At 36.0% G+C, this 18,835-nt stretch carries 21 protein-coding genes; 2 read left to right on the top strand and 19 right to left on the bottom strand.

All coding sequences use genetic code 11. The features are described from left to right. Positions 1-47 precede the first annotated feature (47 nt). From NLJ82_RS08640 to NLJ82_RS08570, 15 genes are all read right to left on the bottom strand, one after another. The gene (locus NLJ82_RS08640; RefSeq protein ID WP_000425940.1) at positions 48-359 is read right to left on the bottom strand and encodes an AzlD domain-containing protein; all 312 of its coding nucleotides are present in this window, start codon (positions 357-359) and stop codon (positions 48-50) included. After that, positions 350-1,075 (bottom strand): AzlC family ABC transporter permease, encoded by a 726-nt coding sequence (locus NLJ82_RS08635; RefSeq protein ID WP_000029966.1) that lies wholly within the window; start codon positions 1,073-1,075, stop codon positions 350-352. Before NLJ82_RS08635 ends, NLJ82_RS08640 begins: the two co-directional genes overlap by 10 nt. Continuing rightward, complete coding sequence (locus tag NLJ82_RS08630) at positions 1,068-1,904, bottom strand: TrmB family transcriptional regulator (RefSeq protein WP_000343375.1); 837 nt, start codon at positions 1,902-1,904, stop codon at positions 1,068-1,070. Before NLJ82_RS08630 ends, NLJ82_RS08635 begins: the two co-directional genes overlap by 8 nt. Positions 1,905-2,057: 153 nt before the next feature. Further along, positions 2,058-2,861: a flagellar basal-body rod protein FlgG gene (locus tag NLJ82_RS08625; RefSeq protein ID WP_001013944.1), complete on the bottom strand. Its 804-nt coding sequence runs from the start codon at positions 2,859-2,861 to the stop codon at positions 2,058-2,060. Between the two features lie 42 nt (positions 2,862-2,903). Then, complete coding sequence (gene flhF, locus NLJ82_RS08620) at positions 2,904-4,214, bottom strand: flagellar biosynthesis GTPase FlhF (protein ID WP_000535881.1); 1,311 nt, start codon at positions 4,212-4,214, stop codon at positions 2,904-2,906. Positions 4,215-4,228: 14 nt separating this feature from the next. Further along, complete coding sequence (flhA, locus tag NLJ82_RS08615) at positions 4,229-6,295, bottom strand: flagellar biosynthesis protein FlhA (RefSeq protein ID WP_000472552.1); 2,067 nt, start codon at positions 6,293-6,295, stop codon at positions 4,229-4,231. 23 nt (positions 6,296-6,318) lie between these two features. Next, entirely contained in the window at positions 6,319-7,365 is a 1,047-nt protein-coding gene (flhB, locus tag NLJ82_RS08610; protein ID WP_001030105.1) for a flagellar type III secretion system protein FlhB, read from the bottom strand. Positions 7,366-7,375: 10 nt separating this feature from the next. Continuing rightward, a complete protein-coding gene (locus NLJ82_RS08605) occupies positions 7,376-8,137 on the bottom strand; it encodes a flagellar biosynthetic protein FliR (protein WP_001055694.1) in 762 nt (253 codons plus the stop codon). 15 nt (positions 8,138-8,152) lie between these two features. Further along, positions 8,153-8,428 carry a flagellar biosynthetic protein FliQ gene (locus NLJ82_RS08600; RefSeq protein ID WP_001098085.1) on the bottom strand — a complete coding sequence of 92 codons (276 nt, stop codon included), beginning with the start codon at positions 8,426-8,428 and terminating at the stop codon, positions 8,153-8,155. Positions 8,429-8,461: 33 nt separating this feature from the next. After that, the gene (locus NLJ82_RS08595) at positions 8,462-9,220 is read right to left on the bottom strand and encodes an EscR/YscR/HrcR family type III secretion system export apparatus protein (protein ID WP_001220584.1); all 759 of its coding nucleotides are present in this window, start codon (positions 9,218-9,220) and stop codon (positions 8,462-8,464) included. Next, the gene (locus NLJ82_RS08590; protein ID WP_000121176.1) at positions 9,217-9,537 is read right to left on the bottom strand and encodes a hypothetical protein; all 321 of its coding nucleotides are present in this window, start codon (positions 9,535-9,537) and stop codon (positions 9,217-9,219) included. Before NLJ82_RS08590 ends, NLJ82_RS08595 begins: the two co-directional genes overlap by 4 nt. Before the next feature lie 12 nt (positions 9,538-9,549). Then, on the bottom strand, positions 9,550-9,909 hold the full coding sequence (gene fliN / locus NLJ82_RS08585; RefSeq protein WP_000680025.1) for a flagellar motor switch protein FliN: 360 nt from the start codon (positions 9,907-9,909) through the stop codon (positions 9,550-9,552). A gap of 10 nt (positions 9,910-9,919) precedes the next feature. After that, the gene (gene fliM / locus NLJ82_RS08580; RefSeq protein WP_000012187.1) at positions 9,920-10,906 is read right to left on the bottom strand and encodes a flagellar motor switch protein FliM; all 987 of its coding nucleotides are present in this window, start codon (positions 10,904-10,906) and stop codon (positions 9,920-9,922) included. Between the two features lie 14 nt (positions 10,907-10,920). Beyond that, entirely contained in the window at positions 10,921-11,145 is a 225-nt protein-coding gene (locus tag NLJ82_RS08575; protein WP_000775712.1) for a flagellar motor switch protein FliN, read from the bottom strand. Positions 11,146-11,208: 63 nt separating this feature from the next. After that, positions 11,209-11,988, bottom strand: coding sequence for a lytic transglycosylase domain-containing protein (locus tag NLJ82_RS08570; RefSeq protein WP_000260229.1), 780 nt, complete (start codon positions 11,986-11,988; stop codon positions 11,209-11,211). A 256-nt stretch (positions 11,989-12,244) separates the two neighbouring features. On the opposite strand from NLJ82_RS08570, the gene NLJ82_RS08565 reads away from it, so the two are divergent. Together NLJ82_RS08565 and NLJ82_RS08560 are read left to right on the top strand one after the other, a co-directional pair. Further along, the gene (locus NLJ82_RS08565; protein ID WP_001222363.1) at positions 12,245-13,729 is read left to right on the top strand and encodes a flagellin N-terminal helical domain-containing protein; all 1,485 of its coding nucleotides are present in this window, start codon (positions 12,245-12,247) and stop codon (positions 13,727-13,729) included. Between the two features lie 241 nt (positions 13,730-13,970). Beyond that, a complete protein-coding gene (locus NLJ82_RS08560) occupies positions 13,971-14,771 on the top strand; it encodes a flagellin N-terminal helical domain-containing protein (RefSeq protein ID WP_001219707.1) in 801 nt (266 codons plus the stop codon). Between the two features lie 93 nt (positions 14,772-14,864). On the opposite strand, the gene NLJ82_RS08555 is transcribed toward NLJ82_RS08560, so the two are convergent. The 4 genes from NLJ82_RS08555 to NLJ82_RS08540 all read right to left on the bottom strand — a co-directional run bounded on the left by NLJ82_RS08555 (position 14,865) and on the right by NLJ82_RS08540 (position 18,813). Then, positions 14,865-15,812 (bottom strand): DNA-binding domain-containing protein, encoded by a 948-nt coding sequence (locus NLJ82_RS08555; protein WP_000274731.1) that lies wholly within the window; start codon positions 15,810-15,812, stop codon positions 14,865-14,867. Positions 15,813-16,692: 880 nt separating this feature from the next. Continuing rightward, positions 16,693-17,601, bottom strand: coding sequence for a chemotaxis protein (locus NLJ82_RS08550; RefSeq protein WP_000075953.1), 909 nt, complete (start codon positions 17,599-17,601; stop codon positions 16,693-16,695). A gap of 128 nt (positions 17,602-17,729) precedes the next feature. Then, complete coding sequence (locus tag NLJ82_RS08545; protein ID WP_000068328.1) at positions 17,730-18,215, bottom strand: hypothetical protein; 486 nt, start codon at positions 18,213-18,215, stop codon at positions 17,730-17,732. Positions 18,216-18,477: 262 nt separating this feature from the next. Continuing rightward, the gene (locus tag NLJ82_RS08540; RefSeq protein WP_000198164.1) at positions 18,478-18,813 is read right to left on the bottom strand and encodes a DUF3964 family protein; all 336 of its coding nucleotides are present in this window, start codon (positions 18,811-18,813) and stop codon (positions 18,478-18,480) included. Positions 18,814-18,835 lie beyond the last annotated feature (22 nt).

The raw sequence follows: 18,835 nt of genomic DNA, 5'->3' as shown, positions 1-18,835 counted from the left end.
TTTTTCATGTTATTACACTTTTCGCTATTATATGAGCGTAATCCTTTTTAGAAAAAGAAACGTAACAAAATAATCACAATCACACCAGTTAATACTGTACCTAATAAACTACGAGTATATATCGCTACAAGAAATGTTGGAATTGCTGCAATCAAGTAATCCCACTGCATCGTGTCATGCATAAATAAAACTTGCGCTAAAAGTGCTGCTAATATCGCGATTGGTATGTAATTTAACCATTTTAAACCCCAGTCTGGAATTTGTAGTTTGCTAAATACGAGTAGAGGTAAAATACGTGGCACGAGTGTGACAGCTCCTGCTGCTAATAAAAGTAATAATACGTCTAATCTCATTTCCATTTTTCAATCACCACTCCAATCGTCGCAGCTAGTAATGTTGCGATAATAACCGCTATACTATCTGGCATAAATAAGTGTGAAACGTACGCAATTATAATCGCTACAATTGCAACAGTAAGGTGAATTGCCAGTTTCGGTTTACTACTTATGAGCTGAAGTACAAATAATCCGATAAACATCGCTGGTAATGCATAATCCATACCGTACGTATGCGGATCTGGTATCCATTCACCAAATAGCCCGCCGATAATAGTAGCAAGAATCCAGTTTAAATAAGCCGTTACATTTAGCCCAATCATCCATCTTTCGCCTAAATATCCTTTTTGCGCTGCATGCTGTACTGCAACGCCGAACGTTTCATCTGTAATTTGCGAACCGATTAGTAAGTTTTTAAATAGAGGCAGTTTCGTAAAGTACGGCGCAAGTGCAGCACTCATAAGAAGGTGGCGCAAATTAACAAAAAATACGGTAAAAATAATTGCGGAAGCAGGGGCACCAGCTGCATACATACCTGCTAATATAAATTGGGCAGAACCTGCATAAATTAAAGTGGACATAAACGCAATTTCAATAATGGAGAAACCAGCTGTTTTTGCAATTACACCAGCTGCTATACCGATGCTTAAATAACCAAATACAGTTGGTAAACAATCTTTTACTCCTTGCTGAAATGTATCATCGCTCTGCAAAGCTACATGAGCCTCAGCTTTACTCATCTCTATCATCCTCCATTTCTTCTAAAGTTCGTTTTCCTGTTACGACATGAACTAAATCTATATTTTCACGCCACAACGTATCTAACTTATCAGCTCCAAATTCCTTCGTAATTTCTTCAACCATAATATCGTGTCGCACATACTCTGTAGCAACGAGAACTAGAGCTGGGTCATACGTTGTAACAGCCCATGAAGTGCTATCATTTGAGAAGTTCGCAATTAATACTTCTTCCCCGTCACGCGCGATTACAGTTAAATGACCACCCATTCTCTTTTCAACAACGTGAGGCGTCATATAATTATGGTGAAACGTCGCGCCTATTTTTGTATCAGGAGCGCCAAATAAGATTGAAAATATATGTACACCTTCCTCTTCCTTTTGATGAATGTATGGCTCAATTTCATGCACTTGATCTTCCCATACAGAAATCCATAACTCTTCCTTCGCTCTATTAATTATATTGCATATTTCCTTCAAAACCCGATCATTTGAGCGAATATGCGAAATTACATCTATTTGTCGCTCTTGTTCTAAACTATTTAATTTCTCATCTAAAAATTCAAAGGACTTTTCAAAGTCTTTTCGCATTCGATTCATTAATTCAGTAGCTGGTACTGGTACATATTTAACTGGTTCAGAAGGTACAATATGTACCGCTCCTTTATCCATTAACTTACCGAGTACCTCGTAAATCATAGAACGAGGTACTCCTGTTTGTTTACTCACTTCATACCCAGTTACTGGGGAATGTTTTAGTAGTCCAATATACGCTTTACATTCGTACTGGGAAAAACCTAACTTTTGTAATTCTTTTATAATTTCATCCATCAGTACCCCTCACAATCTATATAACTCTCATTTCAAAACGATGTATGCACATTAGTAGTTATTAGTATACCTACTAATATAAAAAAACAGACCTGCAAAGTCAATTGAGAATTCTGAAATTTAAATAAAAAAGACTTCCGCTAACGGAAGTCCCTATCTCAATATTTCATTCGCTTCTTTTTCATAAATTTTATCAAACGAAGTCATAACGCGTTGTGATGCTGAAATCATTCTTTGATCCGTCATAAGATCTGCCATCTCTTTCGTCATATCTACATTTGAATTTTCTAGCATATGATTTTTCACTAATCCTGTTCCGTTCGGTAAATCAGCAATGTTTCCTTCTGCTAGTGTAAAGCTTTTGTTTTCTCTTTGCATTAGACGAGAATTCGCTTCTGCATCTACTGTTTTGGTTTGCAACTGTGCTATTACTATTCTCTTAATATCTGGTTTTTGCAAAGTTCCATCGTTCACTTCTCTATAAATTTCTCCATTATTAGATACGAAGAAGTTAACATTTTCCGGAATTTTAATACGTTCATTATTAACATCCATAACATAAGCACCTGAAGATGTTTGCAAGTAACGATCACTATTTATTGTAAAACTACCATCTCTCGTTAAAAACGTTTCATCGTTTTTAGATGTAACGAAAAATGATGTTGTACCGTTTGCACCGTCATCTAAAAAGAAATCTGTAGCACTATTTGTCATTTGTATATTTCCTTGTACTAAATTCACATGCGTTGCGGCTGGTACTACAGCGTAATCGACCGAACCGATATTTGTTACAGCTCCGTCACCGCGGCGATATGTGTCTTGTACATCAAATACTTTAGAAGTCATATTTTCTGCTTTAAATCCTGTTGTTTGGGCATTTGCAACGTTATTCGAATGAACATTAATGCGCTGCATGTAATTCATCATACCCATAGAACCTATATAAAGACCGTTCATACTCGTTTGAATAAGGCAATCGCCTTATCCTTCACCTCTTTTCTATGATGTTTGTAACATTTGTTTCGCTAAATGTTCCGCTGTAGCGATATGTATGTTTTTCTTCACGTCTTGTCCGTCTGTCATTAATACAATAGGAGCTGATGATACTGCTGGAATTTTCAACAATTCACCACTACTTGCTGTTTCATCAAATTTCGTAAACACGATACCATCAATATGAATATCTTTAAAGTTCGTAATGATTTCGATCATGTCTTTACTTTTCATCGAAGCTGATAACGTTAAACAAATATAATCTGGCTCTACTTGTCCCATCGTTTCAATCATTTCTTCCACAGTTTCTGACGCACGATAATTTTTCCCAGCTGTATCAATTAAAATATAATCGACGCGCGCTTCTTCTTTAAAATACGTAAGCGCTCTTGTCATTGCAGCTTCATCACGCACAGCGATTACTTCAAATCCAATTGTCTTTACGTAATCTTGCAATTGCTGCACTGTTCCAATGCGAGAATGGTCTGTCGTAATAAAACCAACCGTTTTTTTCATACCGTGAAATTGCCATGCCATTTTCGCAAGTGTCGTCGTTTTTCCAACACCAGTTGGACCGATTAATGCAATTGTTTGTACTTCTTTTTCAAATACGTTTTCTGTGTTGAAATGAGATCTCATATCTTCCAATATATATTCGATTACTTCTTCTTCTGTAATCATCGTTGCATTCTCAAACTTCACTTTTAGCTTTTCAGCATATGCATGAATGAAATATTGTTCTACATCGTTTTGTTCTAGCATGCGAATTACTTTTTGAATAATAAATGGTACAGATTCTTGCTTTTCTTTTTTTTCAACCACTTCTTCTTTCTTGACAGAAACGACTTTTTTCACAGCTTTTTGCTTTTTCGTTACTTTCGTTTCTTCCGTCTGTTTCACAACGACGATACCTTTTTCAAACAGCTTTAATAGTTTCTCTTTCTTTCTTGCCCATTCTTCACTATTTCCTGTTTGCATTGCCGCGTACGACATAGGAGTCGTCACGTTTTCTAAATTGTGCAGTACCGATTGAATTCCGTTCGCCTTCACAATTTGTTCTGAAGGAACATTCACAACATCCATTAATTGTTCATGAAATTCAGCTGTACCTTCTTTCACTTCTTCCTGTTTATCCTCTGGAAAAGCAACTAACATTTCATAATTCTTTTTCCAAAAAAACGGGATATTTCGTTTTACACTTTCATCGACAACATAATAATAATCTGTACCATATTGGTCAAATAACTTTCGATACAATTCATTTTTCGAAGCTGCTTTTATTCGCATTAACGCTTCTTTCTTTTCTGTACTTCCCATTACTTCACCCCCTACTATTCAATATAGGCAATTTGATCTACAACAATTTCTGGTGCTAATTCGCTAATACAAAGTACTTGCGCTTCTACTTGATAGCGCTCAAGAAGTCTTACAATCGCAAATCTGAAATCTTTTCTACGCGTTAATAATACTGGTTCTCTTCCCATTAACCTCGCTTGTTTCAATACGCGTTGTACTTGCTCAACGACTCGCGTTTCTAAATCTAAATCCCAGTTTAATAAATAACCTTGATAAGAATTGTTCACAACGTCTGCGTCTAACTCAATTGTATCTGAGAAGAGCGCCGCATATATTTTACCGTCAGGATTTTTCGCATTTTCACAAATAACTTTTGAAATACATTCACGAACGAATGATGTTACACCGTCAACATGATTTTGATAAATTTCTTTTCCGTCAATAATACCTTCAATAATGGTTGGTAAATCACGAATAGAAATACCTTCTTTTAGTAGTTGTTTAATAACATTTTGAACGAGTGATAAGTCAATTTCTTTCTTCTTAATCTCTTCTAATAAAACGCTGTTATCATTTTCAAGCGAATTAATTAAGTCTTTTACATGTTGACGCTGAATTAACTCATGAAGATTACGTCTAACGACAACATCTAAATGCGTAATTAATATGCTAAGTGGCTCTAATACTTGATAGCCTTTCATTTGTGCATCTTGTACCATATGCTCTAAAATCCAATATCCATCCTCGCCAAAAATTGGATCTTTCGCTGGTTCTGCATCTAAATCGGCCATTACGTTCGGTGTTTTCAGTGCTAATAAGTAACCTGATTTTAAAACACCTTCAGCTGCCTTCGCACCTTTAATACGAATAATGTAACGTCCACGTGGTCTAAAACTCGTATTATCTTTAAAGTTAATTCCAGGAACGTTAATACCAAGGTCGGTAATAATTGATTTCCTCATAAGAACAACTTTATCACGAGCTGTTTCCCCGTTAATTTTCTGCTTTACAAGTGCTGCTAAATCTAAGCCGAGTTCTACAATAATTGGATATTTATCTGTAAATACGCCAAATGAATCTTCCACTTGTTGCAGTTGCTCATCTTCGCCTTGAATCATTTCTAATTCTTTTTGAAGCTCATCTTCTTTTTCTTTCTTCATTCGGTTTTTATTTCGAATTCCTAAGAAGATAATTGTTCCACCAACGAGTGCGAATGGTAGAAATGGTAGCGGAGTAAAAATACCCATTGCGATAAATAAACCGCCAAGCGCATATACAACGACTTCATGCGCTAATAACTCTTTAAAGATACCTTCCGTTACTGTATCTGGTGAACCGTCAAATACACGCGTTACGATAATACCTGTTGAAATCGCAAGCATTAACGAACCGATTTGGTTTACAATTCCGTCACCGACAGTTAACTGTGTGTAATGAAGAGCTGCTTCACCAAAGCTCATTCCTTGCTGCATCATTCCGACAATTAAGCCAAAAATAATGTTTACGAATAAAATGACAATGCCGAAAATAACGTCCCCTTTAATGAACTTCCCGGCACCATCCATCGCCCCGTAAAACTCTGTTTCCATATTTAATTTTTTTCGTTTTGCTTGTGCATCTTTTTCTGTAATAATACGCTGGTTTAAATCAGCATCGATCGACATTTGTTTCCCTGGTAAAGAATCAAGTGTAAAACGAGCTGCAACTTCAGCTGTACGAGATGCACCGTTTGCAACGATAAACTGGAATATAATTAATACTGTAAAAATAACGATACCAATTAATAAGTTCCCGCCAATTACGAACTGACCGAACTCTTCAATAACATGACCCGCATTTCCGTTTGTCAAAATCGCTCGCGTCGTCGATACGTTAATCGATACGCGGAAAATCCCGATTAATAACAACATCGTCGGAAATGACTTTAATTCATCCCACTCGTTAATACTTGTCGCTCGCATATAAATAAGCACTGACATACTTAGTAGAAAAACGATAATGATATCAAGTATAAATGGTGGAAGTGGAATTAAGAGCGCCACTACGAATGACGCTGCTAAAAAGATAGAAAAATAGGTTCTTGCAGAATCTATCTTAAACAAAGAGATCTCCTCCAAACGCGCTATTATACTTCAAGTTCATTCGTTTGAATTAAATAGCGCATAACTTCAATTACAGCTACGTATAAATCTTCTGGAATCGCCATATCTTCCTCGACTTGATAATATAAAGAACGAGCAAGCGGACGGTTTTCCACCATTGGTATTTCTTGTTCACGGGCAAGTGTTCGTATATATAATGCGAGTTCATCTTCCCCTTTTGCAACGACAATTGGTGCTGCATCAACGTGTTTATTGTACCTGAGTACGACCGAAATATGAGTCGGATTGTTTACAATAAACGTTGCGCCATCCATCTTCTTCGCAATTGTTCCTTGCAATATGGCATGCATAAAGTTTTTTCGTTTTCCCTTTACTTGCGGGTCCCCTTCATTATCTTTATGCTCTTGTTTTACTTCTTCTTTTTTCATCTTAATATCTTGTTCGTACTCCCACTTTTGATAAATGAAATCAATAATAGAAAGAACAATTAATATAATTAAAATAGCTAAAAAGATAAATTTAATTTGTCTTATAATTTCAGTAAGTGACGCAGTCCAATTAAATCCAATCATACTCACGATTTTCTCTAAATTCTTTTTAAAGAGAACGTAAGCAACGTAACCGATTAATCCCATATAAAACAGTGATTTCAAAATATCTACTAAACTTTTACGACTAAACAATCTCGTAAAATAATTTTTTGGGTTAATACGTGACGCTTTCGGCTTAATGACTTTAGAAGAAAATAAGAAACCGACTTGAATCATATAGTTGAATAAATGAAAAGCGTATACGAGTATTAATATCGGAGCTGATACTTTTAGTAGTAAAATCCCCATCATATAAAAATACTCGGTTGAATCTGTATTTTTTCCAATTTGATCAAACAGCACCGATACAGAATTGGCAATCTCAAACCCTAGCCAATCTCCAAAAAAGTAAACGACAACTGCTAATACAAGAATGGAAAATAAATTATTTAAATCTTTACTCCGGGCAATATTCCCTTCTTCACGCGATTTTTTACGCTTCTGCGGGGTGGCCTTTTCTGTTTTATTATCCTTTGCCATGAGCGTCCCCCTACTTCGTTAAGAAAAAGTTAAATAGTTTCGTATATTCCTCAAGCAATACATCCGTCATATTTTTAAACACATAACCGAGCATCGGTACACTCATCGCAATAAACAAAATACCACACGTAATTTTAATAACATACGCATTCATAAAAACGTTTAATTGCGGAGCGTTTTTTGCGATTAAAATTAAAACAAAGTTAATGATGAACAAACTTCCCATGAGCGGAAGAGCAATTTCAACCGCTGATGTGATCGCAAATAATAACGTTGCGAGTAGACTATCTAAAAAACTAGTCGTCAGCAATTTTGAAATCGCCTCTGTATATTGAAACGACTTTAAAATCGTGGCAACGAAATAATTAATGCCGCCAAGTGAAATAAAAATAATAAGAAAAAATATATCAAAAATGGTTGATAGTAAAGTAGACTGTGAACCTGCATTTACATCAAACAAACTTGCTTGTGATAAACCGATATCAAAGTCTAAAATATGCCCGGCCATTTTTGGAATGTTCCACAGCATTTCTACAATTTTTGAAAGTGATAATCCAATTACAATTTGCGTTCCTGCATAAGCTGCTACGTCCCAAGTTGTCTTTATGTGAGAGACATCCACTTGATCGGCAACAGTAATGGAAAGAGCAAGTCCAAATGTAACCTTCGCCATAGCTGGAATGGATCGCCCTGAGAAAAACGGTAAAAAATATAAAAATGAAGTAATGCGGCAAAACGCAAAAAACGTCGCCGCCCATAATTCCATATTCATTTCAGTTCCCCTATCTTAGTACGAACGCAATAGCGATGGAATTTTATCAAATAAATCTAAAATAAGCGTCGTTAACTCTTGAAACATCCACGGACCTAAAATGATAATAACGAGTACAATACTCGCCATTTTCGGTAAAAACGTCAGCGTTTGTTCTTGAATTTGCATCATCGCCATAATGACAGCGATGATAATAACGACAATCATACTAACACCGGCAACCGGCATTAAAATCATAACCCCTTTATAAAAAAAGGTTTGAAAAATATCTATAATTGGTGACGTATTCATTTATATGACTCCTATCACATAGCATCAAACGCTTCAGGCGACCGTTTTAAACATAATGTCGACGATTTTTGTATATCCACCTAAATATACGAAAACGAGTATTTTAAATGGTAAACTTAAAATCATCGGCGGTACCATCAGCATCCCGAGGTACATTAACAGTGTACTAATAATCAAATCTATAAATACAAACGCTAAATAAATGAACATCCCCGTTAATAATCCTTTTTGAATTTGCGTTAACGTAAAGGATGGGACGAGCGTAAATAGTGAAAGATCTTTTAAATCTTTCGGCAACTCTTCTCCGCGTACTTTCAGCATCATTTTTAAATCATGCTTATACGTATGCTTTGACATATACTCTTTCATAATCGGCGCTGTCGTTTCCGCAGCTTGGCTTACCGTTATTTTCTCTTTCGTCATCGGATCCCACACATCGCTCTTTAGCTGTCCAAGAACAGGCTGCATCGTAAAGAGTGATAAAAACAATGCAAGTCCAACAAGTACTTGGTTCGGTGGTAAATTCATTACCCCAAGTCCTTGACGTGTAATCCCAAGAACGATCATAAAATAAGTAAAATGTGTAAATAATAGAACGATAGATGAAGATAATGATAAAAGGGTAACGAGCGCAAATAGCTGTACACTTGAATTACTCGTAAACTCTTTTCCATTTTCGAAATTAATAAAACCGTTTTGGGCTGCATACGCTGGATTTACAAAAATAATTGAAAAAACGATAGAAAATACGAAAATAACGGCTAATAATGATAACTGTTTCTTTATTCTCATGATGGATCCTCTACTTTTTTCGTTTCACTCTTCACCGCGTCTTCTAGCGCTTGTTGAAACTGATTTCCTGTTCCTGTTAATTGCACAGACTGTACACCGTTATTACTAATAACAGTGAACACCTGCTTGCCGTCTACTTCAAATAAAAAGGCGCTCGTTTGATGATTTAAATAAACGCCGTCTTTCACCTGAATGTGGCCATTTTCACCTTGTTTAAAAAACTGCTGTTTGCGCGTCTTTTTCGTCATATAATATGCACCGTAGCCGAGCGCACCAAACAGTAAAACGACTTGAAATAAGGTCGTCATATACGACATATGACTCCTCCTCTACTCTTTATCTTGCATTTGACTTTGCGCTTTCATAAGCGCAGCTTGCTTCTTGTCAGCTTCAATTTCAGAAATGATAATACCGAACTTCTCGTCCATTACGATCGCTTCCCCAATGCCGACTTTCATATTACTTAAATATACATCTACTTTATGTCCTAAGTTTTTCTCTACTTCCAGAACATCGCCCACTTTTAACTGTTTCACATCACCGAGCGTAATAGATGTTTTCCCAAGCTTTACACCAAGTTCAATCGAAATATCTGAAACGGTATCAATATGTGCTTTACTTGCTTCATTTCGCTTCCCTGCAAATTCTTCTAATCCCATTAATGACACAGGAGATACTTCATGCTTCATATGGATCCTCCTACTCTACAAAACTTTTAAATAGGAGCGCCTTACGCGTTCCATCTTTTCCAATAAAACAATTAAATTTATGTTTTCCATCTACAAAACCAAGCAACTCATCCGAAACTTTCGTATGAAGCGGAATAATATCGCCTTCTTCAATTTGTTCAATCTCGCCCATCGTCATCTTCTGCTCACCAATCGCAACATGAACTGGTTTATACACTTGATTTACTTTCACTTCTACTTCAGACGTATACTTTTTACGCTTATCCGAAGAATGTTCGACAATATTTTCAGACGTTAACTTATCCATAATTTCTTCAACAGATAAGAACGGAATCCCAATACGAACTGTCGTATTCCAAAAATCCGTTTTCATATTTACGTTCAGTAATGAAATAATATCACTCGCTGTCGTAATCTTAAGTGCATTCGGATCTGTCTCTGTCGTTACAAATGTCGGTTTAATCGCCACAACGCTTTCAAATGATTGCTCTAAATTTTTGCATAGAAGCGCAAAAATATTATCAAGCGTTAAAAACTCGAATGCCGTCAGTGGTCTACGCATCGTAAAATTACGCTTACTATCCCCGCCAAGCCAGCACTCATGAATGTAAATAACAAATGCTAAATCAATTTCAATAACAATTTCTCCAAGCTCTGGAAGTCCGAGATCAATGACGCAATATAAATAGTAATCTTTCGGCATTTTCTCCACATACTCACTCGTAAATGGAACTTGCTCCACTGTCGAAGGCTCTAAGTCAATCGGAATACGCATACGCGCAGATAACGTCTGTGACGTCTGTTTACCAAACGTAGAAGCAATCGCTTGCAAGCTACGTAAATGTTCAACACCGAACTTCTCTGGTCTATTAAAATCATACTCTTGAAATTTATCTTGCTTCCCTGCTTCTTGTGCGAAAGCTGGCATTTCCTCGCCTTCATTTACCGCCTTCAGCAGGGCATCAATTTGCTCTTGGCTTAATTTATCGCCACTCATGAAAATCCCCTTCCCTACCTTTTCAATTCAACGATTTCAACGTACATTTTTCCATTCTTCGTCAAAATCTTTCCGGTTCCAATCTCTTCATTCTCAAGCATAAGACGCACCGTATTTTTCGTTGAATTTTCAAGACGATACAATGTACCTTTCGTAATATGAAGCAGATCTTCAATTTTCTTTTTCGTATTTCCGATTTCAAAATAAATTGTTAACGGAATATCATCTTGTAATTTCAAATCTAGCCAACTCCCATATCATGTTCACGAAAATTTCATGTTCTCTCTATATAATGAAATCTCTTATTTTGAAACGTCGATATTTAATATTTTTTTAATATATCCTTGCGTTTCTTTAAATGGAGGTACGCCTCCGTACTTTCTCACATTACCAGGGCCAGCATTATAAGAAGCGAGCGCCAATACTAAGTCACCGTTATTTTTCTTTAAATAACCGCTTAACTCTTTCACGCCGCCTTCAATACTTTCAGCTGGTGAAAATGGATTTTTTATACCCATCTCTTTTACATTCGCCGGCATAAGCTGCATAAGGCCCATCGCCCCTGCATGCGACACCGTTTTCGGATTAAAATCAGACTCTACTTCAATCATTTTTTGAATTAACGTTTTCGGAATTCCGTATGTACGACTTACTCTATCTATAATATCCTCATACTTCCCTTCATTTGAAGAACGTATTTTTTGAATATTATACTTCTTCGTTAATCCCCACGTATCAACAGCCTCATTTTTCGTTTCCGGGAAACGTCGTTCAAACTCTTTTTGCGCAACTTGCACTTCATCGACTTTCTTCGTTTCAGACTTTTCTTCCGGCTTACTCGCTTCCTCTACTTTACTAGAATCACCTTTATTAACGAGCGTTTCTATTTTCGTAGATTGTACCGGCTGACTCATATCCTCTACTTTTGCCGGCTGCGTAGTAGCCTTCGTTTCCTTCATAGGCTCGCTTTGCAACTTCTCTTGAAACCTACTACTAACGAACGCCTGCGGACTACTTAACTTTTGCTGAAACTGTCCTTTTTTATATGCAAGTACTTCTTTTACTATATTTCCAACTACCATAATATCACCTTTTCGGTAAACAAAGATAATCTAATATTAGAGTTTTTTCGTAAAGTTTGCAATAATCCTTTGCAATTATATTGTAATAAAAAAACGGCTAAATTGTTAAACTGTTATTTTTTTATATTTATTAATTCAAATTTTCAGTTGACACCCATTATAGCAAGGCTTACAATAAATTCGAAATTGTTTTTTTTGCATATTACCGTTTTTCAATTTGCAGAAAACTCAATATAAAAAAATGGGGGTTCTTTACATGAGAATTAATACAAACATTAATAGCATGCGTACGCAAGAGTACATGCGCCAAAACCAAGCTAAAATGAGTAACGCTATGGACCGTTTATCAAGCGGTAAACGTATCAACAACGCTTCTGACGATGCAGCAGGTCTTGCAATCGCAACTCGTATGCGTGCACGTGAAAGCGGATTAAGCGTAGCTGCTGACAACACGCAAAACGGTATGTCTTTAATCCGTACAGCTGACTCAGCAATGAACTCAGTATCTAACATCTTACTTCGTATGCGTGACATCGCCAACCAATCTGCGAACGGTACGAACACTGACAAAAACCAAGTTGCTCTTCAAAAAGAATTTGCTGCATTAAAAGAGCAAATCACTTACATTGCAGACAACACACAATTCAATGACAAAAACCTATTAAACGGTAACCAAACTATTAACATTCAAACTCTTGATTCACATGATTCTACTAAACAAATCGGTATCGATTTAAAATCTGCTACTCTTGAAGCATTAGGAATCAAAGACTTAACAGTTGGTGCTGTTGGAAGTACTGAAGCTAAAAATTATGTTGACGCTAAAGAAGCATTAGCAAAAAATGTAGCTGCGAATGAATTCATTGATGCTAAAAAAGCTCTTGATGGCAATGCTATTGCTAAAGGTTACGTTGAAGCTAAAACTGCTTTTGATGATGCTAAACCTGAAGTAAAAGCATTAGTTTCTAATTATACAGATGCTTTAGCAGCTCTTGCTAAAGACGATACTAATGATGATTTAAAGAAAGACGTTGCTGATACAAAAGCTCTAATGGACGCTAATACAGTCGCAAAAACTTATTTTGAAGCTAAAACTGCTCATGATGGTGCTGATCAAGCAATAAAAGACATCGTTACAACTTATGATTCTAAACTCGGTGCTCTTGATGATGCCGCTAATAAAGCTATCTCTGACTTTGACAAAGCAAAAGCTGCTTTCGACGAAAGTCCTGCTGCTAAAGAATTAGTTAAGACTATGGATGATGCTAAACAGGCTGCAACACAAAATAATACTGCAAATGCATATTTAGTTGCTAAAGCCGCTGCAGAATTAGCTCCGAATGATGCAGATAAAAAAGCCGAACTTGAAAATGCAACTAAGGCTTTAGAAAAAGACGATACTGCAAAAGGTTTAGTTAAAACTTACGAAAATGCTAAAGAAGCTCTTAATCCTGCAAATGCAATGCCACTAGATGCAGTTAAACAAATCGATGCTGCTCTTAAAACTGTTGCCGATAACCGTGCAACTCTAGGTGCTACATTAAACCGTTTAGACTTTAACGTAAACAACCTTAAGAGTCAATCTTCTGCTATGGCTGCTTCTGCTTCTCAAATCGAAGACGCTGACATGGCGAAAGAAATGTCTGAAATGACTAAGTTCAAAATCTTGAACGAAGCTGGTATCAGCATGCTTTCTCAAGCAAACCAAACTCCACAAATGGTTTCTAAATTATTACAATAAGCCATTTGAGTTAGTTTCATGAATAAACCTCTCTGCTTGCGGAGAGGTTTATTTTTTGTAAAACCTTCCTTTTTTTGATGGAAGAGAGCATCCGCGTGGCGTAGAAGCGGTCAGTGCCTATCTTTATCCCCCTTTCATGTTAAAACACAACTAGAAGATAAGCATACGTCTCTTTTTCTGTTTATAGCTGTTTATTAGATTAAGAGATACCGACTATATCAATCTATAAGGAGTGTCTATTATGCGTATTGGTACGAATGTTTTGAGTATGAATGCTAGGCAATCACTATACGAGAATGAAAAACGTATGAATGTTGCGATGGAGCATTTGGCGACTGGTAAGAAGTTGAATCATGCTTCTAATAATCCTGCAAATGTTGCGATTGTGACTCGTATGCATGCGAGAGCGAGTGGTATGCGCGTGGCGATTCGTAATAATGAGGATGCTATATCGATGTTGCGTACAGCGGAAGCTGCCCTTCAAACTGTGACGAATGTTTTACAGCGTATGCGTGATGTAGCTGTTCAATCTGCAAATGGTACAAATTCCAGTAAAAACCGTGATTCACTAAATAAAGAGTTTCAATCTTTAACAGAACAAATTGGCTATATTGATGAGACAACTGAGTTTAATGATTTATCCGTTTTCGACGGTCAAAATCGGACTGTTACGTTAGATGATATTGGTCATACAGTAAATGTAACGAAACATATTCCCCCTTCTCCTACACAACATGACATCAACATTTCAACAGAACAAGAAGCAAGAGCGGCGATTCGTAAAATTGAAGAAGCTTTACAAAATGTATCACTTCACCGTGCTGATCTCGGGGCTATGATCAACCGACTGCAATTTAATATCGAAAATTTAAATAGTCAAAGTACAGCGTTAACAGATGCCGCTTCCCGAATTGAGGATGCGGATATGGCGCAAGAGATGAGTGACTTTTTAAAGTTTAAATTGTTAACTGAAGTTGCACTTAGTATGGTTTCACAGGCAAATCAAATTCCGCAAATGGTTTCTAAATTACTGCAATCATAATTGTCATTCCACTCTTTGAAACGATTCCATACAAAAGCAAAAGGGAAATACATATACACTATGTATTTCCCTTTTATTTTGTACCCAATACTTCTATGGTGCTACTGTCATAACTTGTCCTCTACGGTCGATCCTTATTTTCATTTTTCCGTCTTGTGGATTATATAAACCTAGCTTATTTAATTCTATTTTGCATTCTTGTACGAAGGTTGGTAATTTACGAATTTGATTGACATCCGAACTTTTAATAAAACTAATTAAATGTTGCGTCATATCTTTCACATCTTGCACGAGTTCTTCTTTTTCTCGTTTTAACCTTTCGTTTTCCAATTGTAGCGTTCGCAGTTCGCTTTCTAGACTACTCCTATTAGACTCTTCTTTAAAATGCCCTGCAGCCATGTTAGAAAGCTTATAAATACCCTCCATAAACTGGCGTAATTCATCTTCTTTTCTTTCACTATGTTGACTAATTGTTTCAAAGTTATCAACGATACCAGATATAACTGTTACGAGGCTTTTTTCACTCTCTTTATGCTGGATTTCTTCTTTTAATACTTGATTGTTTTCTTTTTTCATTTCAACGATTGTTTCTTTTACAGGTGTATATTTTCGCTTGCGTCCAGGTTTTTGTTTTTCAATATTTTCAAACGGTATTTCACGTTTTTTTAATTTGTAATACGTATTTTGTAACTGACTTTCTGTTTTCGGGAATAGATTTAGTTCGTTTTTACTAACATACTTTGAAATATTAATAATGTTTAAACCGTGACGTTGGCAAAATTGATACACTTCATACAGTAACTCTAGTTCAGACTTGAGCCATGTGATCGTTGATTTTTCATATGCTCGTATTCCGCCATGTTTTTCTATATCTATTTGAAATAATACCATTCTATTATATAAATCAACTAGTTCTTCATACTTTACTTGGAATTGTTTTTCTATTTTTTTAAATTCCACTTCTAGTTGCATATCGTTCATTTTATTATTTGACATGTTTTGTAAGAGACTTAATACATTAATTGCTGTGTGGTGATACATAATCTGTGCCACTCCCCCTCATCCTTTCACAATTCTCATCAGACTCCCATGTCCATTCAGAAAATAGAAAATTTTACATATCCATATTATAACATTTCGAAATTATCTGTCAAATAATAAACATACAAAAATGTATAGAAAGTATAGAAATAGAAAAAGATTTTTTCATTCATATGCATAATTGCATATGAATCACTTTTAATTATATTATATGGTATTTAGAATGTAATTTCACCGAAAAAATTTGCGTTATCACGAAAAATTACTAAAAAAATCCAAAGATATATTTTTATATTTTTAAATCAAAAATCTTCAAATGAAGATTTTTCATACATACAACCACAAACACTCCAAAAACGTTCCATCTTTCGACCTATACAGAGTATAAAACAATAAAAAGGAACTAACCAATAGTACACACGGTTAGTTCCCTTCTCTCCACTAAAAGAATAGAGTTATAAGTAGAATCTACAAATCTTCAATTAACACCTCACATCACACGGGGCTCTATTAAGCACTGACCGCTCCCACACATAGTTAGTTTCATATTCCTGGAAAATTGTTCACCAACTCTTCTAAAAAGCTCTCGGCGATCCACTTCTTCCATTCCCCCTAAAGCCTGCTCGACATCTCTGTTCTGAACACGGCATGGGACTCTATTAGGTACTGACCGCCACCTCACATGGCTAGATCCTCTATTCCAGCTAAACAGAATAAAATTGTACACCAACTACCACTCTCGATGTCCCACTTCTTCCTTTTAGCTAAAAAACTAGCTCCATATCTCTGGTCTCACATCGTATGGGGCTCTATTAGGCACTGACCGCCACCATATATGGCTAGAGCTTCTATTCCAGCTAAAAAAGCTTTTAAATCTCTTTTACAACACTAACTTATCTACTAAACCAATTAACTCTTGAATATCCGGCTTACTTACTTGCGCATTTGCTCCCACAGCTTCACCTTTATGGAATAATTCATTTGTAATTAAAGAAGAGAAAATAACGACTGGTAAACGATTCATTATTTCACTATCTTTAATTACTTTCGTTAAATGGTGTCCATCCATTTTCGGCATTTCAATATCCGTAATGAGCAAGTGAATATGTTCAAACATTTTTTCACCTTGCTCTTTCGCTAGCTTTTCAATTTGTGCTAACGCTTCTGCACCATTGCTAAAGAAGTTCATTTTCGTATATCCAGCTGATGATAATGTTTCTTCTAATATTTGACGAAGCATCGCTGAATCTTCCGCAATATAAATAACTTTTTCACCGCGATCTGTTTTTTGTTCTAATTTTGAAAGTGATTTATTATCATAACCAGTACCGCTAATTTCACATACAATTTTCTCGTAATCTAATAGTAAGATGATTTTTCCATCTAGTTTTACAATACCAGATGTCGTTTCTTCTAGTCCCATAGATAATGAAGCTGGTTCATCAATTTGCTCCCAAGAAATACGTTGAATACGATGCACTTCATCCACGCGGAAAATAACTTTCATTTGGTTTAATTCTGAAATGATAAATTTCGTTTGATCAAGTGGCTTTGTCGATTTTAAATTAAGAGCTGTCGCTAAGTTAATAACTGGTAAAATTTCACCGCGTACTTGAACAACACCTTCAACTGCATGATGAGATTCTGGCACAGTTGTAACAGGGAATGGATTAATGATTTCACGTACTTTCATTACGTTAATACTAAATAGGTTTTCACCAACAGTATATGTAACGATCTCTAATTCATTTGTTCCGCTTTCTAATAAAATACTTTGTGCTTGTGACATAAAGGTGTCGCTCCCCTTTCATTATTTCCGTATATCTAATTATTAAGCTTTATTAAAACGAAAAAGTCAACTACCTATATAAAAAATATAGATAGTCGAACAATTCATTTCTTTATTTGAAAAGGCGATTACTCTTGTATAAACGAAGCAAGTGCTTCTAATAACACTTCTTGCGCTCCTACAATTTCTGTCGGCATCGCTTCCCATTTTTTCGAAAGCTCTGTTTCTACTCTTATTCTTAACTCTGCATTCATTACTTCTAGCACATATTCTTTCGTTGCTATATCAACATCCAGCAGTGCGAGCGCATATAGTTCCGGATCATTTATTTTTGCAAATAATTGTTTTAATACTGCCGGTGCTATATGTTTTAATTTTTCAATATGAATCTCTTTATCTGAAAATAGCAACTCATATTGAATGAATGTAACATTTTGTTTCATCACTTTAAAATAGCAATTATTTTTTTTATCATTTACAAAATAACCGTTCGGATCTGCAATAATGCTCTCTACTTTACGAATTAAATTCGGCAAACTACTCGCCGACATTACAGTCCGCTGCTCAACCTCACTCGGCGAAATGAATGTAACGCGATACTTATTCTGCGCCATCCTCCTCACCTCTCCTTTTATAGAAATCTATCGCCACAAACGATCCAAAAGGCACTGGTTTGCCATAAAACGATTAACCATCCCAGTAACCTTTCATAAATCTATTTTTGCAACTACACTTCGCTTACAACTTCTCAAACTGCCCTAGTAACTTTCCATACCTCTGTCCTTACACACCGGTCGAGATTCTATTAGGCACTAACCGCCACCACACATCGCCAGGCCCTCTCTCAAAACCTAAAAAAGAGCTTTTAAGAATTTTTTAAGATCTTTTCAGTAACTCGATGTTATTGAACCAGAATGCTATCTGCTGATCCGCAATATCCGGCAACGTAACAAAAAACTCCCGGCACTTCATTTCATCTTTAAACAGTTGATACTTCCACTCACCTTCACTACCAACACTTACGAAATAAAATTCGTGAATACGGCCAATGATTGCTTGTTTTTCACCAAATGAATAGGGAGGCACTTGCTTAATTTCAAATTGATCTGGTAAATATACATGCTCTTCTCGTTCCATTTTTAACACTTGCTCAGCAAGGTCACGTTTATTTTCGAAAAAAGGCAATTGTAAAATTCGCTCTTGTCTTGTCATACGAATGAAAAACCCTTTCTAC

This window comes from Bacillus paranthracis (assembly GCF_024296885.1).
GTDB lineage: Bacteria > Bacillota > Bacilli > Bacillales > Bacillaceae_G > Bacillus_A > Bacillus_A paranthracis.
Note: the sequence above shows the minus strand (reverse complement) of the source record. Positions and strands in the feature narration are given on the sequence as shown.